Below are 19,886 nucleotides of genomic sequence, written 5' to 3'. Positions count from 1 at the left end.
CAGCGGTTCCAGGGCTTCGGTGCTGAATAGTGAACGTAGCCCCGCCCCGCACGTCCGGGCATAGCCTGGGGGCATGCAGCCGCTCGTCGCCCCCGCGCCCGCTCTCGACCCGGCCGAACTCGTGCGCACCGCCCGGCACGCGGTGCTCGCCGGCATCGGAGAGGAGGGGCAGCGCCGCCTCGCCGCCGCCCACGTCACCGTGGTCGGCGCCGGCGGCCTCGGCTCCCCCGCGCTCCTCGCCCTGGCGGCGGCCGGAGTGGGCAGCATCACCGTGATCGACGACGACATCGTCGAGCTCACGAATCTGCAGCGTCAGCTCGCCCACCGCGTCGAGGACATCGGCAGGCCCAAGACCACCTCGGCGGCACGCGCGATCACCGCGCTGTCGCCCGGGGCAGAGGTCGTGACCGCAGCCGAGCGGCTCGACTCCGAGAACGCCGAGCGTCTGTTCGCGGGGGCCGACATCGTGGTCGACACGAGCGACTCCTTCGCGACCCGACGCGATGTCGCCGCCGCGACCGAAGCCCTCGGCATCCCCCTCGTGTGGGGCGCCGTGCAGGAGTGGCACGCGCAGGCGACCGTGTTCTGGTCGGATCCGCCGACAGCGGCTCCGGTCGTCCTGACCGATCTCTTCCCGCTCGGCACCGAGGGCGAGCCGCCGAGCTGCGCACAGGTCGGCGTGCTCGGAGCCCTGTGCGTGCAGGTGGGCGGGATGCTGGCGGGCGAGGTCGTGAAGCTCATCACCGGCGCCGGCGAGCCGCTGCTCGGTCGCCTCGCGGTGATCGACGCCCTCACGGCGCGACAGCACGAGATCGCGATCCGTTCGGCGGTGGCGGCATGAGCGCCGCGAACGGCAGCCGCCGCACGGTCGAGGAGCAGCTCGCCCTGGTGCTCGAGGCCGTGCGCGTCCTCCCGGCCGAGACCCGTGCCGTGCGCGACGCCGCCCACCGCACCCTCGCGGAACCCGCGACGGCGGCCCACGACATCCCGCTCTTCGACAACTCGGCGATGGACGGCTTCGCGGTGCGCGCGGCCGACGTCGCCGCAGCATCCCCCGAGAACCCGGTGGTGCTGCGCGTGGTCGCCGATCTGCCCGCCGGGGTCTCCGACGACCCGCCGCTCGATGCCGGCGACGCCGCGCGGATCATGACCGGATCCCCCACGCCCACCGCCGCCGACGCGATCGTGCCGTTCGAGGACACCGCGGGAGGACTCGCCGACTCGCTCGGCGAGGTGCGAGTGCTGCGCGCCCCCGCGACGCCAGGAGCCTTCGTGCGCCGTCGCGGCGCCGACCTGCATGCGGGGGACGCCGTCGTGCTCGCCGGCGAGCGCCTCGGTGCGTTCCAGCTCGCCGCCGCCGTCGCCGCCGGCGTCGACACCGTCGCGGTGACGCGGGCGCCGCGCGTGGCCGTGGTCTCGACGGGCAGTGAACTGCTCTCGCCTGGTGAGCCCGCCACGCGCGGCCGCATTCCCGACTCGAACGGCCCCCTGCTCGAACTGCTCGTCGCGGATGCCGACGCCGAGGTCGTCCTCATGACGCGTGTCGCCGATGACGCCGACGCCGTGCGCGCCGTCACCGCGACCGCCGTCGAACGCGGCGCCGATGTGATCATCTTCACGGGCGGCGTCAGCGCCGGGGCCTACGAGCCGGTGCGGGGCGCCTTCGACGGACGGGGCGCCGTCGAGTTCGCGAGCGTCGCCATGCAGCCGGGCAAACCGCAGGCGTTCGGGGCGCTCGATTCCGGAACGCTCGTGTTCGGGCTGCCCGGCAACCCGGTCAGCGTCGCCGTCTCGTTCGAGGTGTTCGTGCGACCCGCTCTGCTCGCACTGCAGGGGCGCACCGAGATCCAGCGCGCCCGCGCATCCTTCACGGCGGATGCGGCGTGGACCACTCCCCCCGGACGCCGCCAGTACCTCCCCGCCGTCGTCGACCTCTCGACCCGCACGGTGCGTCCTGCGACCGCGGGCGGCTCGGGCTCGCACCTCGCCGGCGGCCTCGCCCGAGCGCACGCGTTCGCGATCGTGCCGGCCGAGGTCGAGGCCGTCGCCGTGGGCGACACGATCGATGTCATGCTGGTCGAATGAGCTTCACGCACCTCGACTCGTCCGGCCATGCGCACATGGTCGACGTGACCGGCAAGCAGCCGACCGTCCGCACCGCGACCGCGCGAGGATTCGTGCGCTGCAGCCCCGAGGTCATCGCAGCCCTGCGTGACGGCACCGCCCCCAAGGGCGACGTGCTCGCGGTCGCCCGCATCGCCGGCATCCAGGCGGCGAAGTCGACCGCGGCTCTGCTGCCGCTCGCCCACGTGATCGGGGTGCACCGGGCCGGCGTCGAGCTCGACATCGTCGACGACGGCGTGCACGTCGAGGCGACGGTCGGCACCGCCGACCGCACCGGCGTCGAGATGGAGGCCCTGACGGCCGTGTCGGTGAGCGCCCTGGCGATCGTCGACATGATCAAGGGGATGGACCGCTCGGTGGTCATCGAGGACGTGCGCATCGTCGCCAAGTCGGGCGGGCGCTCCGGCGACTGGCTGCGCGAGGGAGAGACCCGATGACCGCGACCAGGGTGCGCTACTTCGCCGCCGCCGCCGAGGCCGCGGGTGTCGACTCTGAGGAACGCGGCGAGCGCTCGCTGGCCGAGCTCCGCGCGGCGGTCATGGCCGAGCATCCGGCTCTCGCCGACATCCTGCCGCGCTGCGCGGTCATGGTCGACGGCGTGCGTCGCGACGACGACCATGCCCTCGACGACGCCCAGCTGATCGACGTGCTCCCGCCCTTCGCCGGCGGGTGATCCGAGAACGGCCGAGCACCGACCCGGCTCAGCCGCCGATGCCCTTCCACGACGTGGTGCCGTCGGACTCGACCTGACGCTTCCACACCGGCAACGACGTCTTGATGTCCTCGATGACCGCACGGCAGACGGCGAACGCCTCGGCACGGTGCTCGGCGGCGACGGCGATCACGACGGCCGCATCGCCCACATCGAGCCGGCCGATGCGGTGGCTCACGGCCACGACGACCCTGGCGTCGCCGACCGCATCGGCTGCGGCCTTCTGAGCGATCGTCTGCAGCGCCGTCTCGGCGTCGGGGTGCGAGCTGTACTCGAGCCCCACGACCGGGGTCTGGGCGTCGGGGTCGTTGTCGCGCACCCGTCCGATGAAGGTGGTGACCCCGCCGAGCGCCGGGTCGTCGACCGCGGCCAGGTGCGTGTCGACATCGAGGGGCTCGGCGGAGATGGCCGCGATCCGCACCTCGTTCACGAGTGGTCACCGCCCTCGACCTGGTCGACGACGTGTCTCGCGACGGTCAGCACCACGGGCACGCCGGATGCCACGGCCCGTGTGGATCCTGGCAGGTTCACGACAAGCGTCCCGGCCGGATCGACGACACCGGCCAACCCCCGCGAGAGAACGGAGAGCGGAGTGTCGGAGAGGCCGCTGCGCCGCAGCTCCTCGGCGATGCCGGGGACCTCGCGCGTGATCACGCGTCGGGTGCCCTCCGGCGTCTCGTCGCGGGGTCCGACCCCGGTTCCCCCGGTGGTCACGATCAGGCGCACGCCCCGCGCGACCGCACGCCGCAGTGCATCGGCCACGGATGTCTCGCCGTCGGCGATGACCTCGGCGTCGGGACAGTGCCAGCCCGCCTCGCGGAGCAGCCCGACGGCGATCGGACCGCCGCGGTCCTCACGCTCTCCCGAGAACGAGCGGTCCGAGACGGTGATCACACACGCGGGTAGCGACGTCATGGCTCCACGATAGGGGTTGGCCGAACCGGCCGCATCGGGATCAGTTCACCCGGACCAGCGAGCGCTGCCATCCCGACGAGCCGTTCGGCGCGATGGGCGCCCGCTCCTCGATCTGCGTGTCGCCGTTCTTGTTGATCGCGCGCACGGCCACGTAATGGGTGCCGGGGGTGGCATCCCACTCCATGAACCACTGCACCCAGGTGTTCTCATTGATCGGCGCCGACAGCGTCGCCGGCATCCAGTCGCCCTCGTCGATCTTCACCTCGACGCGCTCGATGCCCACGGTCTGCGCCCACGCGACGCCCGCGATCGGGATGCGTCCGGCATCGACCGCTTGCCCGACCTTCGGGGTGTCCACGCGCGAGGCGAACTTGATCGGGGCTTCGGCGCTGTACCCACGCGGCGTCCAGTAGGCCTCATCCTTCTCGAACGTCGTGATCTTGAGTTCGGTGAGCCACTTGGTCGCCGAGACGTAGCCGTAGAGCCCCGGCACCACCATGCGCACCGGGAAGCCGTGCTCGAGCGGCAGCGGTTCTCCGTTCATGCCGACCGCGAGGATCGCGTCGAGGTTGTCGTCGGTGAGAGCCGACAGCGGCGTGCTCGCCGTGTAGCCGTCGACGCTCTTCGAGAGCACCATGTCGGCACCGGACTTCACGCCGGCCTTCTTCAGCACGTCGCGCAGCGGTACTCCCAGCCACATCGCGTTGCCCACGAGTCCGCCACCGACCTCGTTCGAGACGCAGGTCATCGTGATCGCGTACTCGTCGAGACCCATGTCGAGGATGTCCTGGAAGCTCAGTTCGACGCGCTTGTCGACCATTCCATCGATGACGAGGCGCCAGGTGCTGGGGTCGATCGTCGGCACCGTCAGGGCGGTGTCGACCCGGTAGAAGTCCTTGTTCGGCGTGATCAGCTTCGTGAGTCCCGGGATGTCGAGCTCCGCGCCCTTCGGCACGGTGACCTTCGATTTCGGAGCGGGCAGCTTGAGTGCCTCGCGGATGGTCGCCACCGACCCGACGGTCATGCTGACCGTGCGCGAGGCGATGCCGACGATGACCGCCGAGACGCCGGCGATGCCGGCGAGCAGGAAGAACTGCCGACGGCCGAGGGCCTTCGAGGGCTTCGCATCGGTGGCGTCAGCCTCGGTCTTCTCGCCTTTACGATCGACGCCTTTACGGTCGACCATCGCGGCGGGAACGGCGGATGCCTTCCAGGCCGTGAGGCGGCGGATGAGCAGGACGATGATGATCGACCCGGCGATCGTGCCGAGCACCGGGGGCAGGAACGCGAGCGCGGTCACGCCGGCCCTGGTCACGATCGCCGCGGTGGAGAGCGCGCCCGCGACCACCAGGGCGATCACGCCGAGCGGGGGACGCAGCAACTGCAGGATGCCGGCGATCGCCGACGCGATCACCACCGCGAGACCGAGTCCTGCCAGCAGCGCGATCTTGTCGTACTCGCCGAAGGTCGCGATCGCGAACTCCTTGAACGGCTGCGGGACGATGTCGATCACGAACCCACCGACCGCGAGGATCGGGCTGGCCGCGCGCGCGAAGATCAGCGCGAAGAGTTCGGCGGCGGCCAGGAACACCAGTCCGCTGATGACGCCCGAGAGAGCGGCCCAGAAGAGGAATCTCTTGCCGCTGCGTCGCGGGGTCTGTGTGCCGCGCTGTTCCGCGGTGCTGCGCTGTGCCATGGTCTGCTCCTTCGCACCGAGGACGGTGTGGTCGTCGGTTGTTCGGAGCCGAGCCGGGAACGGATGGTGTCAGAGCGTGCGAGCGGTGACCGTATCGCGTCCCTGCGTCTGGCGAAGGGTGCGCAGGCAGCGGGAGCAGAGGATCTCGACCGTCCGCGGGTGATCCTCGGGGCAGACGCAGTCGATCGAGACGCGCCACTTCGCTCGGCGTCCGCACGCGGCGTACGCCTCGTCGTCACCGTGGTCGCACTCGCAGAGCTGACGCCCGCGGTCGAGGCCCGCGATCTCCTCGACGGTGCGGTCGACGTCGACGACTCGTTCGGTTGCGACGTCGGAGGCGTCGTGCGTTTTCACCACCTGCCGATTTTCCCAGGGTCGTGCGGCCGCGCGCAACACCGCCGCGCCCACATCGGTGCCTCCGGTGGCGGTTCACAACTCAGCACGAAAAGGACGGAACCCGCGAGACGGCGACGGGAACAGACAGTTGTGGGCAGCCCCTGCTGAATTGTGAGCGGGGTCCGCGGGTCAGACGCGCCCGAAAGACGCGGGTCAGACCTGCACGACGTGCGGCGGGGGCGGCGGCGCGAGCTGACGCTGCGGCACCCCGTGGGCCTCGCGGTGCAGACGCTCCATGCGGCTGTCCAGCTCGGCCGCGGCCTCGGCCGCGTCAGTGAGGCTGTCGACGAGATGCGAGGGCACCTGGTTCGAGAACTTGTAGTAGATCTTGTGCTCGAGGCTGGCCCAGAAGTCCATCGCGATCGTGCGGAACTGCACCTCGACGGGAACCGCGAGGGCTCCGGTCGACAGGAACACCGGCACCTCGATGATCGCGTGCAGGCTCTTGTACCCGTTGCTCTTCGGCGTCGCGATGTAGTCCTTGACGGTGCGCACGGTCACGTCGTCCTGCGCGGTCAGCAGATCGAACAGACGGTAGACGTCGGCCACGAAGCTGCAGGTGACGCGCACGCCGGCGATATCGGTGATCTCGGAGCGGATGCGGTCGAAGTCGGGTTCGGCGATGCCCTTGCGGGCGATCTTCTCGACGATGCTGTCGGGCGTCTTCAGCCGGCTCTTGACGTGCTCGATGGGGTTGTACGCGTGGTCGTGGGTGAACTCGTCACGGAGGATGGAGATCTTCGTCTCGACCTCCCGCATCCCGAACTCGTACTCACGCAGGAAGCGCTGGAACTCGTCGCGGAGCTCCCGAGTCTGCTGGATGGCGTCATCGGTGACCTGAAGGGACGTCATGCCTTCGACGTTACGCGCCGGTGATCGGAACGGGCTGTGCATCGTCGATGAGAAATCGCGTCGACCGCGGCCGCACGAGGGCTGAGGGGGCGAGCACCCGTGCACCCACGCGTAAGGATTCCGTGAGGGACGCTCGACACACCGTAGGGATTCCGTGAGGAACGCGTGAGGAAGGTGTTGGTGGGCGTAATGTCGCCGGACGTGTCAGATGAAACCAGGGACAACACCGACGCTCCCCCTCGCGTGAAGCGCATCCTCATCGGCGACCCGCTCACGAGCGAGCAGGTCGACGATCAGCTGCTGCCGAAGAAGATGGCGCTGCCGATCTTCGCGTCCGACGCGCTGAGCTCGGTCGCCTACGCGCCGCAGGAGCTCGTGATGATCCTGCTCATCGGCGGACTGACGTTCCTGTCGTTCACTCCGCTCGTCGCCGCCGCGGTCGTGGTGCTGCTGATCGTGGTGGTGCTGAGCTACCGCCAGCTGATCAAGGCGTACCCGTCGGGCGGCGGCGACTACGAGGTCGCGTCGAAGAACCTCGGCGAGATCCCCGGCGTCATCGTCGCGGCCGCTCTGCTCGTCGACTACGTCCTCACGGTCGCCGTGTCGGTGGCATCCGGTGTCGACAACATCATCTCGGCCGTCCCCGGTCTCGACCCGCTGCGGGTCGAACTCGCGGTCGGCTTCGTGATCCTGATCATCATCGTGAACCTGCGCGGGGTGCGCGAAGCCTCGCTCGTCTTCGCGATCCCGACGTACGTGTTCATCGCCTCGGTCGGATTCATGATCGTCACGGGACTCATCCGCACGTTCCTCGGCGACGCGCCGGTCGCGTCCAGCGCCGAGTTCGCGGTGCACTCCGAGAACCTCGGCCAGGCCGCGGTGATCCTGCTGATCCTGCGTGCCTTCTCGAGCGGATGCTCCGCCCTCACCGGCGTCGAAGCGGTCTCGAACGGCGTTCCCGCGTTCCGCACGCCCAAGGTCCGCAATGCGCAGTCGACCCTCGTGCTGATGGGGTCGATCGCCGCCTGCCTGTTCGCCGGCCTCACCGCGCTGGCCCTGATCACCGGCGTGCACTACGCCGAGAACCCCTGCGACCTGATCGGCTTCGACTGCTCGAACCCGCAGCCCAGCCTCATGGCGCAGATCGCGGCGGCGACCTTCGGCGGCGGCAGCATCCTCTTCTTCATCGTGCAGGCAGCGACCGCATGCGTGCTGCTGCTCGCCGCCAACACCGCGTTCAACGGGTTCCCGCTGCTCGGATCGGTGCTCGCCCGCGACGGCTACGCCCCCAAGTCGCTGAACACCCGCGGAGACCGCCTCGTGTTCTCGAACGGCATGATCGTGCTCGGCATCGCCGCGATCGTGGTGCTCGTGGTGTTCCAGGCACGACTGACCACGCTGATCCAGCTGTACATCATCGGCGTGTTCGTGTCGTTCTCGCTGGGCCAGATCGGCATGGTGCGGCACTGGCGGCGCGTGCTGCGAGGCCCCGCCGAGACCACGCCGGGAGCCGGGATCGACGGGGCTTCGGCATCCGATCGCCGTTCGGCCAAGGTGGGTCTGGTCATCAACTCGGTGGGTGCCGCGATGACGGTCGCGGTGCTGCTGATCGTGACGATCACGAAGTTCACGCACGGCGCGTACCTGGTGTTCCTCGCGATCCCGGTGCTGGCCTTCCTGATGATGGGCGTGAAGAGGTACTACCGCGACGTGGAGCACGAGATCGCGATCGACGACACCACGAAGTTCGGGGCGACGGGCGACCTGGCGATCGTGCTCGTCAACCGCCTGCAGAAGCCCGTCGTGAAGGCGATCGACTACGCCGTCGCCGCGAAGCACGGCAAGACCCTCGCCGTGCACGTGGCCGTGGCATCCGATGACGCAGCCCAGCTGCGAGAGGACTGGGCGGAGCACCACGTGCCGATCCCGCTCGTCATCGTCGAGTCGCCGTATCGGTCGTTCGCGCAGCCGGTGGCGCAGTTCATCAAGCACTACCGCGAGAAGAACGGATCGTCGGTCGTGACCGTCTACCTGCCGCAGTACATCGTGGGGCACTGGTGGGAATCGTTCCTGCACAACAGGCGTGCGCGCCGGATGGCGAACCAGCTGATGCTGGTGCACGGGGTGTCGGTGACGCTCGTGCCGTGGCTGCTCGACTCGTCAGAGCTCATCTACGGACGCCGCTCGCGGCCGCTGCCCGGACAGGAGCGCGCAGGCCGCCCGGTCGTCGTGACAGGACGCCGCGCGCACCGCCCCGAGGGACCGCCCGAGAACTGAGGCACGGCGCACAGCCGCTCAATAGGCTGGAGCGATGACCTCCACGCCGCACGCCGATGTCTGGCCCGTCCGCACCGAGCGTCTGCAGATCCGCCCGATGACCGCACCCGACATCGATGCGATGTGGGCGTGGAGGCAGCTGCCCGAGGTGAACCGCTGGCTGGGGCTCGCGCCCGACACGATCGAGGCGTTTCGCGAGCGGTACCGCGACCCCGAGCGCCTCGCGTCGATGCACCTCGCCGAACTGGTCGCGGAGAACGGTGAGGCGACGCCGATCGGTGACATCATGATCAGGATCGGCGACGGGTGGGGCCAGCTCGAGGTCGCCGACCGGGTCAAGGGCGTCGAGGCGGAGCTCGGCTGGGTGCTCGATCCGCAGCACACCGGACGCGGGTATGCGACCGAGGCGATCCGCGCGGTGATCGATGTCTGCTTCGGCCCGCTGGGTCTGCGACGCGTGCACGCCGGGTGCTTCGCCGACAACGAGCCGTCGTGGCGCCTGATGGAGCGCCTCGGCATGCGGCGCGAGGAGTTCAGCCGCAAGACCGCGCTGCACCGGTCGGGCGAGTGGCTCGACGGCCTGAACTACGGCATCCTCGCGGAAGAGTGGCCGGTCACGGGTTCCTGAACACGTCGTGGTCTCCGACCCGACGCCAGCGGATGCGGGGTTCGTCGTCGACAGTGACGATCTCGAACGTGGCTCGGCCGTCGGGCGAGGAGAACGACCAGGTCATCTCGAAGATGCCGGGCGCTGCGCGCATGGACTTCACTCGGAGTGACGCCGGCCAGGGCGTGGACGGATCTTTCGCGAAGGCATCGCAGGCCGGGATGAACTTCTCGCGCAGGACCGTGCGGAATTCAGCGAGATGCGCAGGTTTCAGCCTGCGGACATCACCGTCGAAGCTCGGGGTCGTCTCGAACTTCACTGCTCGGGCTCGAGGGCGTCGAGACTCTCGAGGAAGTCCTCTCCGCTGTCGAAAGCGGACACCCGCCCGGCCGCCACGTGCGCATCGACCTCGCGCTCTCGCTGCTGCCACCTCTCGGTCCAGAACCATGCCTGCTCCGCCGGCACAGGCACGGCGGCCCGCAACTCGACGACTCCGTCTGCGCGCTCGGTCACCTCGAGCTGGGTTCCGGGCTCGTTCAGACGCAGGCGTTCACGCACGCTCGCAGGCAAGGCGATGAGGCCGCGACTCTGCACGCCGACGTATCCATGGAACTCTGCGGTGGACATGTGTCCATGGTACTGCGAGGCCGATACACGGGGAAGCTGTTTTGCAGTATTACTGCATGCCACTTCTCGGAGGGGACCTGTCAGCCCGAGACGAGTGCGAGCACGAGCGTCCCGACCAGCACGGTCGGCACGGCCACGATCGCGCCCCAGAGCATGAGGCTCCCCCAGCGGATCTCGACACCGAGCGACACCACCCTGTGGTGCCACAACAGGGTGGCGAGCGACGCCCATGGCGTGATGAGCGGTCCGAGGTTCACTCCGATCAGCAATGCCATCAGAGCGACCGGATCACCCGCCGTCGGCTCGAGGATCAGATAGGCGGGCAGGTTGTTGACCCCGTTCGCCGCGAGCGCGCCGGCCGCCGAGAGGCGCAACAGCTCGCCGGGGGCATGGCCGCTCGTGGCCAGCACCGACAGGAAGTCGAGGAGGCCGTTGGCATGCGCCGCCTCGACCACGACGAACAGCGCGGTGGCGAGGCCGATCGCCTGCCAGGGCACGAGCGACAGGCGCAGCACGTGCCGGCGGCGGACACCGAACAGCACGATGAGGATGACGGCGGCCACGGTGGCGGGGATCCACACCTCGTGAGTGAGGGCGAGCAGCGGCATGAGCAGCAGCAGCGTCGCGGCAGCGCCCCAGAACAGCACGCGGTCGGAGGGCTGTCCGCCCGAGGGCACCCGGTAGGCGCCGAACAGGGTGCGTCGGTGGCGCAGGGTGAGGATCAGCACGGGCACGAGCACACCGACGAGCGTCGGCGCCCAGCTCAGCGCGAGGAACGACAACGGGTCATCGCCGATCGCGCGCGCGGCCAGCAGGTTGGTGAGGTTCGAGACGGGCAGGGCCAGGGATGCCGTGTTCGCCAGCCACACCGTGACGAGCGCGAAGGGCAGGGGCGGGATGCCGACGCTCTGCGCGAGCACGACGACCACCGGCGTCACGATCACCGCCGTGGTGTCGAGCGAGAGGAACACGGTGCTGATGACCGCGAGCACCACCACCGACACCCACAGCAGGATCACCCGGCCATGCCCCCAGCGCGCGAGGCGCTGCGCGACGACATCGAAGACCGCGGCGTCCCGTGCGAGTTCGGCGACGATCGTGATCGCGATGACGAAGCCGAGCACCGGCGCGATGCGGGCGCCGAGTGCCTCGGCATCCGTGGGAGGAAGGATGCCGGAGACGATGCACACCGCCGCCACGGCGATGAGCGCCAAGACGATGATCGTCCCCGTGCCGAGTCGGCGTCGCGTTGCACTCACTCGCTGAGTGTAGATCCGTCAGGGGGTGAGGCGCGGCATCCGCCACCTCGGCATGCGAAGGCCGTGAGCATCCCGCATGCATCGCGCTCACTGCCGTAGGGGAAGCGTGAGGATCGCACGATATCCCTCTGCACGGGAGTTGTATCGACTCTCGTGCTCGACATCATCTACATCGCGCTGACTCTCGCGCTGTTCGCCCTCGTCTCCTTGATCGCTGCGGGGGTGGAACGCCTGTGATCGTCTTCGAGATCATCGCCGCCGCCCTCGCCGTGGCCGCTGTCGTCTATCTCGTGGTCGCTCTCGTCTCCCCGGAGAAGTTCTGATGGGCGCCGGTATCTCGACAGGCGCCGAGCTCTGGTTCGGCATCCTGCAGGCGGCGGTCCTCATCGTGGCGCTGGTGCTGCTGTACCGCCCGGTCGGCGACTACATGGCCCGCGTCTTCAGCACGCCCCGCGACCTGAAGCTCGAGCGCGGCGTGTACCGCCTGATCGGCGTGAACCCCGAATCCGAGCAGACCTGGCGGGCCTACGCCCGCGGCGTCCTCGCCTTCTCGGCGGTAGGTCTGCTGCTCGTCTACGGTCTGCAGCGACTGCAGGCGTTCCTGCCCCAGTCGCTCGGGCTGCCGGCCGTGCCCGAAGGCCTCGCCTTCAACACCGCGGCGTCCTTCGTCGCGAACACCAACTGGCAGTCGTACTCGCCCGAGCAGACCATGGGCTACACGGTGCAGCTCGCCGGTCTCACGGTGCAGAACTTCGTCTCGGCGGCCGTGGGCCTCGCCGTCGCCGTCGCGCTCATCCGTGGATTCGCCCGCCGCGGGTCGACGACGATCGGCAACTTCTGGGTCGACCTGATCCGCGGACTCGGCCGCATCCTGCTGCCGATCGCCCTGCTCGCCGCGATCGCGCTGATCGCGGGCGGTGTCGTGCAGAACTTCGCCGGCTTCACCGATGTGACGACCGTCTCTGGCGGCACGCAGACCATCCCCGGCGGACCGGTCGCCTCGCAGGAGGCCATCAAGCTGCTCGGCACGAACGGCGGCGGCTTCTTCAACGCCAACTCCGCGCATCCCTTCGAGAACCCGACCGGGTGGACCAACCTGCTGCAGATCCTGCTGATCCTGGTGATCCCGTTCTCCCTCCCCCGGACGTTCGGCCGCATGATCGGCGACCACCGTCAGGGCTATGCGATCGCCGCCGTGATGGGCACGATCTTCCTCGTCTCGACTTTCGCGCTCTCGGCGCTCGAGCTCGCCGGCCGCGGTTCGGCACCCGAGCTCGCCGGCGCCGCGATGGAGGGCAAGGAGGTGCGCTTCGGCATCCTCGGCTCGACACTGTTCGGCAGCGCCAGCACGCTGACCTCGACCGGCGCGGTCAACTCGATGCACGACTCGTACACGGCACTCGGCGGCATGATGCCGATGCTCAACATGATGCTCGGCGAAGTCGCCCCCGGCGGTGTCGGCTCTGGCCTCTACGGCATGCTCGTGCTCGCGATCATTGCGGTGTTCGTCGGCGGACTGCTCGTCGGCCGCACCCCCGAGTACCTCGGCAAGCGCATCGGCCCGAAGGAGATCAAGCTCGCGAGCCTCTACATCCTCGTGACGCCCACCCTCGTGCTGGCCGGCACGGCGCTGAGCTTCGCGATACCCGGCATCCGCGCGGATGTCGAGGCGACCAGCATCCTGAACCCCGGCGTGCACGGCATGAGCGAGGTGCTCTATGCCTTCACCTCGGCGGCGAACAACAACGGATCCGCCTTCGCCGGCCTCACGGCGAACACCCCGTGGTTCAACACCGCGTTGGGCGTCGCGATGCTGCTCGGACGATTCCTCCCGATCGTGCTCGTGCTGGCTCTGGCCGGATCGTTCGCCGCACAGCAGCGCGTACCGGAGAACACCGGAACGCTGCCCACGCACCGACCGCAGTTCGTCGGCCTCCTCACCGCCGTCGCGGTCATCATCACCGCACTCACGTACTTCCCCGTGCTCGCACTGGGACCCCTCGCTGAAGGACTCGTCTGACATGACCCCCCACATCGATCCATCCGCCGACGCCCTTCGTCTCGCTCCGCTCGCTCAGGGGGCGGGAGGCGAGTCCCCTGCGCTCGCTCAGGGGGCGGAGGGTGAGTCCGACTCGCTCACTCAGGGGGCGGAGGGGCGGGACGACTCGGACGCCCTTCGTCTCGCTGCGCTCGCTCAGGGGGCGAAAGGCGAGTCCGCTGCGACCGCTCAGGGGGCGGAAGGGCGGGGCGAACCGCCGCGCTCGTTCGGCTGGGCGCAGCTGACGCAGGCGCTGCCCGGCGCGCTGCGCAAGCTCAACCCCGCCTCTCTCGTGCGCAACCCCGTGATGCTGCTCGTCTGGGTCGGCGCCGCGTTCACCACCGTGCTCGCGACCGCCGAGCCGTTCCTCGGCGGCCCGGCCGACTCGGGCGGAACCCCCGTGCCCGCGCCCTTCACCTGGGGCATCGCGATCTGGCTGTGGCTGACCGTGCTGTTCGCCAACGTCGCCGAGTCCGTTGCCGAGGGTCGCGGCAAAGCCCAGGCCGCGAGCCTGCGCAAGACCCGCACCAGCACCATGGCCCGAAGGGTGGTCGGCTACGACGCCGGTGCGGATGCCGCGGCCGAGTGCACCGAGACGGCGGAGGTCTCGTCGGCCGAGCTGCAGCGCGACGACGTCGTGATCGTCACGGCCGGCGACCTGATCCCGGGCGACGGCGACATCATCGCGGGCATCGCCACCGTCGACGAATCCGCCATCACCGGAGAGAGCGCCCCCGTCATCCGCGAATCCGGCGGCGACCGCAGCGCCGTCACCGGCGGCACCCGCGTGCTGTCGGATCGCATCGTCGTGCGCATCACCTCGAAGCCCGGCGAGACGTTCGTCGACCGCATGATCGCCCTCGTCGAGGGCGCCAGCCGTCAGCGCACGCCGAACGAGATCGCGCTGAACATCCTGCTCGCGAGCCTGTCCATCGTGTTCGTCGTCGTCGTTCTCGCGCTCAACCCGATCGCCTCGTACGCGGCATCGCCCGTCAGCATCCCGGTGCTGATCGCCCTGCTCGTGTGTCTGATCCCGACGACGATCGGCGCCCTGCTCTCGGCCATCGGCATCGCCGGCATGGACCGTCTCGTGCAGCGCAACGTGCTCGCGATGTCGGGCCGCGCGGTCGAGGCCGCGGGAGATGTCACGACCCTGCTGCTCGACAAGACCGGAACCATCACCTACGGCAACCGCCGCGCCCACGAGGTGCTGCGTCTCGGCGGTGTCGATCCCGACGAGCTGCTGCGCATCGCGGCCCTGTCGTCGCTCGCCGATCCGACCCCCGAGGGGGCATCGATCGTCGAGCTGGCGAAGAGCCACGGCATCCATGTCGAACAGCCGACGGATGCCGTCGTCGTGCCCTTCACCGCGCAGACCCGCATGTCGGGCCTCGACCTCGCCGACGGCACGCAGATCCGCAAGGGCGCAGGCTCCGCGATCAGCGCCTGGCTCGGACTCGACACGGATGCCGAGCTGGCCGGCCTCGTCGACGGCGTGGCCTCGAGCGGCGGCACCCCGCTTGTGGTCGCCGTGAAGCATGGCCCCGCTGCCGCTGCTGCCTCCTCGAACCGGATGGCTGAAGAGATCCCGGATGGCGGACCGGATGTCGTCATCCCGTCCGCCGACCGGGGAACCATCAGCCACCCTGCGGCAGCGGCGGGCGCCGGCGAGATCCTCGGCGTCGTCCACCTCAAGGACATCGTGAAGGACGGCCTGCGCGAGCGGTTCGAGGAGCTGCGCAGCATGGGCATCCGCACGGTCATGATCACGGGCGACAACCCGCTGACCGCCGCCGCGATCGCGAAGGAGGCGGGCGTCGACGACTTCCTCGCCGAGGCCACACCCGAGCAGAAGCTCGAGCTGATCAAGCGCGAGCAGCAGGGCGGCCGGCTCGTCGCCATGACCGGCGACGGCACCAACGACGCCCCCGCCCTCGCTCAGGCCGACGTCGGCGTCGCGATGAACACCGGCACGTCGGCCGCGAAGGAGGCCGGCAACATGGTCGACCTCGACTCGGATCCGACCAAGCTCATCGACATCGTGCGCATCGGCAAGCAGCTGCTCATCACCCGAGGGGCGCTCACGACGTTCTCGCTCGCGAACGACATCGCCAAGTACTTCGCCATCATCCCGGCGATGTTCATGGGCGTCTTCCCCGGGCTCGCGGCGCTGAACATCATGCAGCTGCATTCACCGGCATCCGCGGTCACCAGCGCCATCATCTTCAACGCGATCGTGATCGTCTTCCTCATTCCGCTGGCCCTCCGCGGCGTGAAGTACCGACCGGCGAGCGCCTCGCAGATCCTGCAGCGCAATCTGCTCGTCTACGGCCTCGGCGGGGTGATCGCGCCGTTCCTCGGCATCAAGCTGATCGACCTCGTCATCACCCTCATCCCCGGTTTCTGACCGCGTCCACGCCCTTCGTCTCGTCGCTTCGCTCCTCGCTCAGGATGCGGGCCTCCCGCGGACTCCGGTCCCTGAGCGAGCGAAGCGAGACGAAGGGCCCACACACACACTCTCGAAAGGCCACCATGTCCTCCTCCCGCACCACGGCACGCACCGTCGGGGTCGCCGTCCGCACGATGCTCGTGCTCACCCTCGTGCTCGGCGTCGGCTACACGCTCGTCGTCACCGGAATCGGCCAGCTGCTGCTGCCGTTCCAGGCGAACGGCTCCCCTCTGGCCGACGGAAAGGGCAGTTCGCTGATCGGTCAGTCCTTCACGGATGCCGACGGCGAGGCCCTGCCGCAGTACTTCCAGTCGCGCCCTTCCGCCGCCGGCGACGGTTACGACGGCGCGAGCTCCGGCGGCAGCAACCTCGGCCCTGAGAACCCCGACCTCGTCGCATCGATCGGCGAGCGCAGGGCGGCCATCGCTGCGCGCGACGGCGTCGCAGAGGCCGATGTGCCCGCCGACGCCGTGACCGCATCCGGCTCGGGCCTCGACCCGCACATCAGCGTCGCCTACGCCCTGCTGCAGGTGCCGCGGGTCGCCGCCGAACGCGGCCTCGACGAGCAGCAGGTGCGCGACCTCGTGGAGTCTAGGATTCAAGGGCGGGATCTGGGATTCCTCGGCGAAGAGCGCATCAACGTCGCCGAACTCAATCTCGCACTCGACGAGCAGGAGGGCTGATGACGGCAGAGCGGATGCCGCGACGCGGCCGACTCCGCGTGCTGCTCGGCGCCGCCCCCGGTGTCGGCAAGACCTTCGAGATGCTCGTCGAGGGGCGACGGCTGATCGACGAGGGACGCGACGTGGTGATCGCGATCGTCGAGACGCACGACCGTGCCGCGACGGCCGCGCAGACGATCGGCATCCCCGAGGTCCCTCGACGCACCGATCTGCACCGTGGGGTGCCGCTCAGCGAGATGGATCTGGAGGCGGTGCTCGCGCGTCGCCCCGAGATCGCCCTCGTCGACGAGCTCGCACACACCAACACCCCAGGATCCGCGCATCCGAAGCGGTGGCAGGACGTCGACGCGCTGCTCGACGCGGGCATCGACGTCGTCACGACCGTGAACGTGCAGCACATCGAATCGCTGAACGCGGTGGTCGAGAAGATCACCGGCATCGCGCAGCAGGAGACGATCCCGGATGCCGTGGTGCGCGCAGCCGATGAGATCGAGGTCGTCGACCTCGCACCCCAGTCGCTGCGTGACCGCCTCTCGGCCGGTCTCGTCTACCCCGCCGAACGCATCGACGCGGCCCTGTCGAACTACTTCCGGCTCGGGAACCTCACCGCTCTCCGCGAGCTCGCCCTGCTGTGGCTCGCCGACGAGGTCGACAGCGCCCTGCGCAGCTACCGCGCCGATCACGGGATCGAGGGCACCTGGCAGGCGCGCGAGCGCGTGGTCGTCGCCCTCACCGGAGGCACCGAGGGCGAGACGCTGCTGCGCCGCGGCGCTCGCATCGCCGCGCGGTCGGCCGGCGGCGAGCTGCTCGCCGTGCACGTCGCCACCCAAGACGGACTCCGCGACCAGACGCCGGGCGCCCTGGCCGCCCAGCGGGCCCTCGTCGAGTCGCTCGGCGGCAGCTTCCACCAGATCGTCGGCGACGACATCCCCGGCACGCTCGTCTCGTTCGCGCAGGGAGCGGATGCCACCCAGCTCGTCATCGGCGTCAGTCGCCGCGGTCGTGTCGCGGCCGCCCTCACCGGTCCGGGCATCGGCTCCGAGGTCATCCGCCGCTCGGGCGACATCGACGTGCACATCGTCACGCACGCCGCCGCAGGCGGTCGCGTCGCCCTGCCCCGCATCACCGGCGGTGCGCTCGGCTGGCGGCGTCAGGTGCTCGGGCTGGCGGTGGCCCTCGTGTTCGGTCCCCTGCTGTCGTGGCTGATGTTCACGTTCCGCAGCCCGGAATCGATCACCTCCGAGGTGCTCGCCTACCAGCTGCTCGTCGTCGTGGTCGCGCTGATCGGCGGCATCCGCCCCGCGGTCTTCGCGGCCGTGCTCTCGGGCATCACGCTGGATCTGCTGTTCGTCGCGCCGCTGTTCACCATCACGATCGCGCATCCGCTGCACGTGCTCGCCCTGGCCCTCTACGTCGTGATCGCGATCCTCGTCAGCATCATCGTCGACCAGGCCGCCCGTCGAGCCCGCACCGCCCAGCGCGCCGTCGCCGAGGCGGAGCTGCTCGCCGCGGTCGCCGGCAACGTGCTCCGAGGAGACAACGCCGTGCTCGCCCTGGTCAGTCGCACCCGCGAGGCGTTCGGTCTCAGCGGCGTCCGCCTGCTCGCCCCCGACGGCGAGGTGCTCGCGAGCGACGGCGAACCCGTGCCCGACGGTCGCGCGACGACCGTCCCGGTCGGCTCGGGCGGCTCGGCCCCCGCACTTCTCGAACTGCACGGGGAGCCGCTCGACACCCCCGCACGGCGGCTGCTCGACGCGATCGTCGCGCAGCTCGCCGCCGCGATCGAGCACACGGATCTTCGCGCCACCGCCCGAGAGGTCGCCGCCCTCGCCGAGACCGACCAGGTGCGAAGCGCCCTGCTCTCGGCGGTCAGCCACGATCTGCGCCGCCCGCTCGCGTCGGCCGTCGCGGCGATCGGCGGGCTGCGCGGGGCGCACGGCCTGTCGGCATCCGATCGCGACGAACTGCTCGCGACGGCCGACGAGAGCCTCGCCACCCTGTCGTCGCTCGTCACCGATCTGCTCGACGTCAGCCGCGTGCAGGCCGGGGTGCTCGCGGTGTCGAGCATGCCGCTCGACGTGGCCGGCCCCGTGCTCGCCGCGGTCGACGAGCTCGGCCTGGGCCCCGCAGACGTCGAGCTCGTGCTCGACGGCGAGCTGCCGGCGGTGTCGGCCGATCCGGTGCTGCTGCAGCGCGTGCTCGTGAACGTGATCGCGAACGCGCACCGCCACGCCCCCACCGACACCCGCGTGATCGTGTCGACGAGCTCGCTCGCCGACCGCGTCGAGATCCGCATCATCGACCGGGGGCGGGGCGTGCCGGCGGAACAGCGCGACCGCATCTTCCAGCCGTTCCAGCGGATGGGCGACACCGACAACACCACCGGTCTCGGGCTCGGCCTCGCCCTGTCGCGCGGTTTCGCCGAGGGCATGGGCGGTACTCTGACACCCGAGGACACCCCCGGCGGTGGACTCACCATGGTCGTCTCACTGCCGCGGGCAGAAGACCCCGATCCCCTGCAGGAGGAGACGGAGTGAAGCTCCTCATCGCCGACGACGATCCGCAGATGGTGCGCGCCCTGCGCATCACCCTCGCCGCGCACGGATACGAGGTGGTCGTCGCCGCCGACGGCGCCGCGGCGGTCGCGGTCGCCGCGCAGACGCACCCCGACCTGATCATGCTCGACCTGGGGATGCCGCGGCTCGACGGCATCGAGGTGATCCAGGCGCTGCGCGGATGGACGAACGTGCCCATCATCGTGGTGTCGGGTCGCACCGGATCCGCCGACAAGGTCGATGCGCTGGATGCCGGAGCCGACGACTTCGTCACCAAGCCCTTCCAGGTCGACGAGCTGCTCGCGCGTCTGCGCGCTCTGTCACGACGAGCCGTTCCGGTGGGCGGCGAATCGACCGTCGGATTCGGCGACGTCGTGGTCGACCTCGTGACGAAGACCGTGACGCGAGCCGGGTCGCGGGTGCATCTCACGCCGACGGAGTGGCGGATGCTCGAGCACCTCGCCCGGCATCCCGGCGCCCTCGTCACCCGCCAGGACCTGTTGAAGGAGATCTGGGGCAGCGAGCAGGTCTCGGACTCGGGCTACCTGCGCCTGTACATGTCGCAGCTGCGCAAGAAGCTCGAGGCGTCTCCGGGCAACCCGGTGCATCTGCTCACCGAGTCGGGCATGGGATACCGACTGGTGCTCTGACCTCGGTCTCGGCCTCGGAACCGGCTGCCGGATGCGGCGCTGACCT

20 protein-coding genes are annotated in these 19,886 nt (G+C 69.9%); 12 read left to right on the top strand and 8 right to left on the bottom strand.

Annotation, left to right across the window (positions count from 1 at the left end):
* Positions 1–73 precede the first annotated feature (73 nt).
* Genes DXT68_RS01915 through DXT68_RS01900 form a run of 4 tightly spaced genes read left to right on the top strand, consistent with a single transcriptional unit; the run spans position 74 to position 2,797 of the window.
* Complete coding sequence (locus DXT68_RS01915) at positions 74–841, top strand: HesA/MoeB/ThiF family protein (protein WP_045254403.1); 768 nt, start codon at positions 74–76, stop codon at positions 839–841.
* Positions 838–2,085, top strand: a complete 1,248-nt coding sequence (locus tag DXT68_RS01910; RefSeq protein ID WP_045254404.1) for a molybdopterin molybdotransferase MoeA — start codon at positions 838–840, stop codon at positions 2,083–2,085. The genes DXT68_RS01915 and DXT68_RS01910 overlap by 4 nt, the downstream gene beginning before the upstream one ends.
* Positions 2,082–2,561, top strand: coding sequence for a cyclic pyranopterin monophosphate synthase MoaC (gene moaC / locus DXT68_RS01905; RefSeq protein ID WP_045254405.1), 480 nt, complete (start codon positions 2,082–2,084; stop codon positions 2,559–2,561). The genes DXT68_RS01910 and moaC overlap by 4 nt, the downstream gene beginning before the upstream one ends.
* Entirely contained in the window at positions 2,558–2,797 is a 240-nt protein-coding gene (locus DXT68_RS01900; protein ID WP_045254406.1) for a MoaD/ThiS family protein, read from the top strand. Before moaC ends, DXT68_RS01900 begins: the two co-directional genes overlap by 4 nt.
* Before the next feature lie 28 nt (positions 2,798–2,825).
* Here the strand turns inward: DXT68_RS01900 and DXT68_RS01895 are convergent, their stop codons facing one another.
* From DXT68_RS01895 to DXT68_RS01875, 5 genes are all read right to left on the bottom strand, one after another.
* The gene (locus tag DXT68_RS01895; protein ID WP_045254407.1) at positions 2,826–3,266 is read right to left on the bottom strand and encodes a molybdenum cofactor biosynthesis protein MoaE; all 441 of its coding nucleotides are present in this window, start codon (positions 3,264–3,266) and stop codon (positions 2,826–2,828) included.
* Positions 3,263–3,751, bottom strand: a complete 489-nt coding sequence (locus tag DXT68_RS01890; protein WP_045254408.1) for a MogA/MoaB family molybdenum cofactor biosynthesis protein — start codon at positions 3,749–3,751, stop codon at positions 3,263–3,265. The genes DXT68_RS01895 and DXT68_RS01890 overlap by 4 nt, the downstream gene beginning before the upstream one ends.
* Positions 3,752–3,791: 40 nt before the next feature.
* The gene (locus DXT68_RS01885) at positions 3,792–5,447 is read right to left on the bottom strand and encodes a molybdopterin-dependent oxidoreductase (RefSeq protein WP_045254409.1); all 1,656 of its coding nucleotides are present in this window, start codon (positions 5,445–5,447) and stop codon (positions 3,792–3,794) included.
* 69 nt (positions 5,448–5,516) lie between these two features.
* Positions 5,517–5,804: a hypothetical protein gene (locus DXT68_RS01880; RefSeq protein WP_045254410.1), complete on the bottom strand. Its 288-nt coding sequence runs from the start codon at positions 5,802–5,804 to the stop codon at positions 5,517–5,519.
* 192 nt (positions 5,805–5,996) lie between these two features.
* Positions 5,997–6,695: a GTP pyrophosphokinase gene (locus tag DXT68_RS01875; protein WP_045254411.1), complete on the bottom strand. Its 699-nt coding sequence runs from the start codon at positions 6,693–6,695 to the stop codon at positions 5,997–5,999.
* A 189-nt stretch (positions 6,696–6,884) separates the two neighbouring features.
* Between DXT68_RS01875 and DXT68_RS01870 the strand changes: the two genes are divergently transcribed.
* The gene (locus tag DXT68_RS01870) at positions 6,885–8,972 is read left to right on the top strand and encodes an APC family permease (RefSeq protein ID WP_045254412.1); all 2,088 of its coding nucleotides are present in this window, start codon (positions 6,885–6,887) and stop codon (positions 8,970–8,972) included.
* Between the two features lie 34 nt (positions 8,973–9,006).
* Positions 9,007–9,600 (top strand): GNAT family N-acetyltransferase, encoded by a 594-nt coding sequence (locus DXT68_RS01865; RefSeq protein WP_045254413.1) that lies wholly within the window; start codon positions 9,007–9,009, stop codon positions 9,598–9,600.
* Here the strand turns inward: DXT68_RS01865 and DXT68_RS01860 are convergent.
* The 3 genes from DXT68_RS01860 to DXT68_RS01850 all read right to left on the bottom strand — a co-directional run bounded on the left by DXT68_RS01860 (position 9,587) and on the right by DXT68_RS01850 (position 11,465).
* Complete coding sequence (locus DXT68_RS01860; RefSeq protein WP_045254414.1) at positions 9,587–9,898, bottom strand: hypothetical protein; 312 nt, start codon at positions 9,896–9,898, stop codon at positions 9,587–9,589. The genes DXT68_RS01865 and DXT68_RS01860 overlap by 14 nt on opposite strands.
* Entirely contained in the window at positions 9,895–10,206 is a 312-nt protein-coding gene (locus tag DXT68_RS01855; protein ID WP_045254415.1) for an AbrB/MazE/SpoVT family DNA-binding domain-containing protein, read from the bottom strand. Before DXT68_RS01855 ends, DXT68_RS01860 begins: the two co-directional genes overlap by 4 nt.
* 80 nt (positions 10,207–10,286) lie before the next feature.
* Entirely contained in the window at positions 10,287–11,465 is a 1,179-nt protein-coding gene (locus DXT68_RS01850) for an SLC13 family permease (RefSeq protein ID WP_045254416.1), read from the bottom strand.
* A gap of 233 nt (positions 11,466–11,698) precedes the next feature.
* On the opposite strand from DXT68_RS01850, the gene DXT68_RS01845 reads away from it, so the two are divergent.
* From DXT68_RS01845 to DXT68_RS01820, 6 genes are all read left to right on the top strand, one after another.
* A complete protein-coding gene (locus tag DXT68_RS01845; RefSeq protein WP_045254417.1) occupies positions 11,699–11,788 on the top strand; it encodes a potassium-transporting ATPase subunit F in 90 nt (29 codons plus the stop codon).
* Positions 11,788–13,485, top strand: a complete 1,698-nt coding sequence (gene kdpA, locus DXT68_RS01840; protein WP_045254418.1) for a potassium-transporting ATPase subunit KdpA — start codon at positions 11,788–11,790, stop codon at positions 13,483–13,485. The genes DXT68_RS01845 and kdpA overlap by 1 nt, the downstream gene beginning before the upstream one ends.
* Position 13,486: 1 nt before the next feature.
* Complete coding sequence (kdpB, locus tag DXT68_RS01835) at positions 13,487–15,910, top strand: potassium-transporting ATPase subunit KdpB (RefSeq protein ID WP_244268193.1); 2,424 nt, start codon at positions 13,487–13,489, stop codon at positions 15,908–15,910.
* A gap of 125 nt (positions 15,911–16,035) precedes the next feature.
* A complete protein-coding gene (gene kdpC, locus DXT68_RS01830) occupies positions 16,036–16,635 on the top strand; it encodes a potassium-transporting ATPase subunit KdpC (RefSeq protein WP_045254419.1) in 600 nt (199 codons plus the stop codon).
* A gap of 14 nt (positions 16,636–16,649) precedes the next feature.
* Positions 16,650–19,172 (top strand): ATP-binding protein, encoded by a 2,523-nt coding sequence (locus DXT68_RS01825; RefSeq protein WP_045254494.1) that lies wholly within the window; start codon positions 16,650–16,652, stop codon positions 19,170–19,172.
* The gene (locus DXT68_RS01820) at positions 19,169–19,840 is read left to right on the top strand and encodes a response regulator (RefSeq protein ID WP_045254420.1); all 672 of its coding nucleotides are present in this window, start codon (positions 19,169–19,171) and stop codon (positions 19,838–19,840) included. The genes DXT68_RS01825 and DXT68_RS01820 overlap by 4 nt, the downstream gene beginning before the upstream one ends.
* Positions 19,841–19,886: the final 46 nt, after the last annotated feature.

The organism is Microbacterium foliorum (assembly GCF_003367705.1).
Lineage (GTDB): Bacteria > Actinomycetota > Actinomycetes > Actinomycetales > Microbacteriaceae > Microbacterium > Microbacterium foliorum.
The sequence above is the reverse complement of the archived record's forward strand: the minus strand, read 5'-3'. Positions and strand labels throughout refer to the sequence as shown.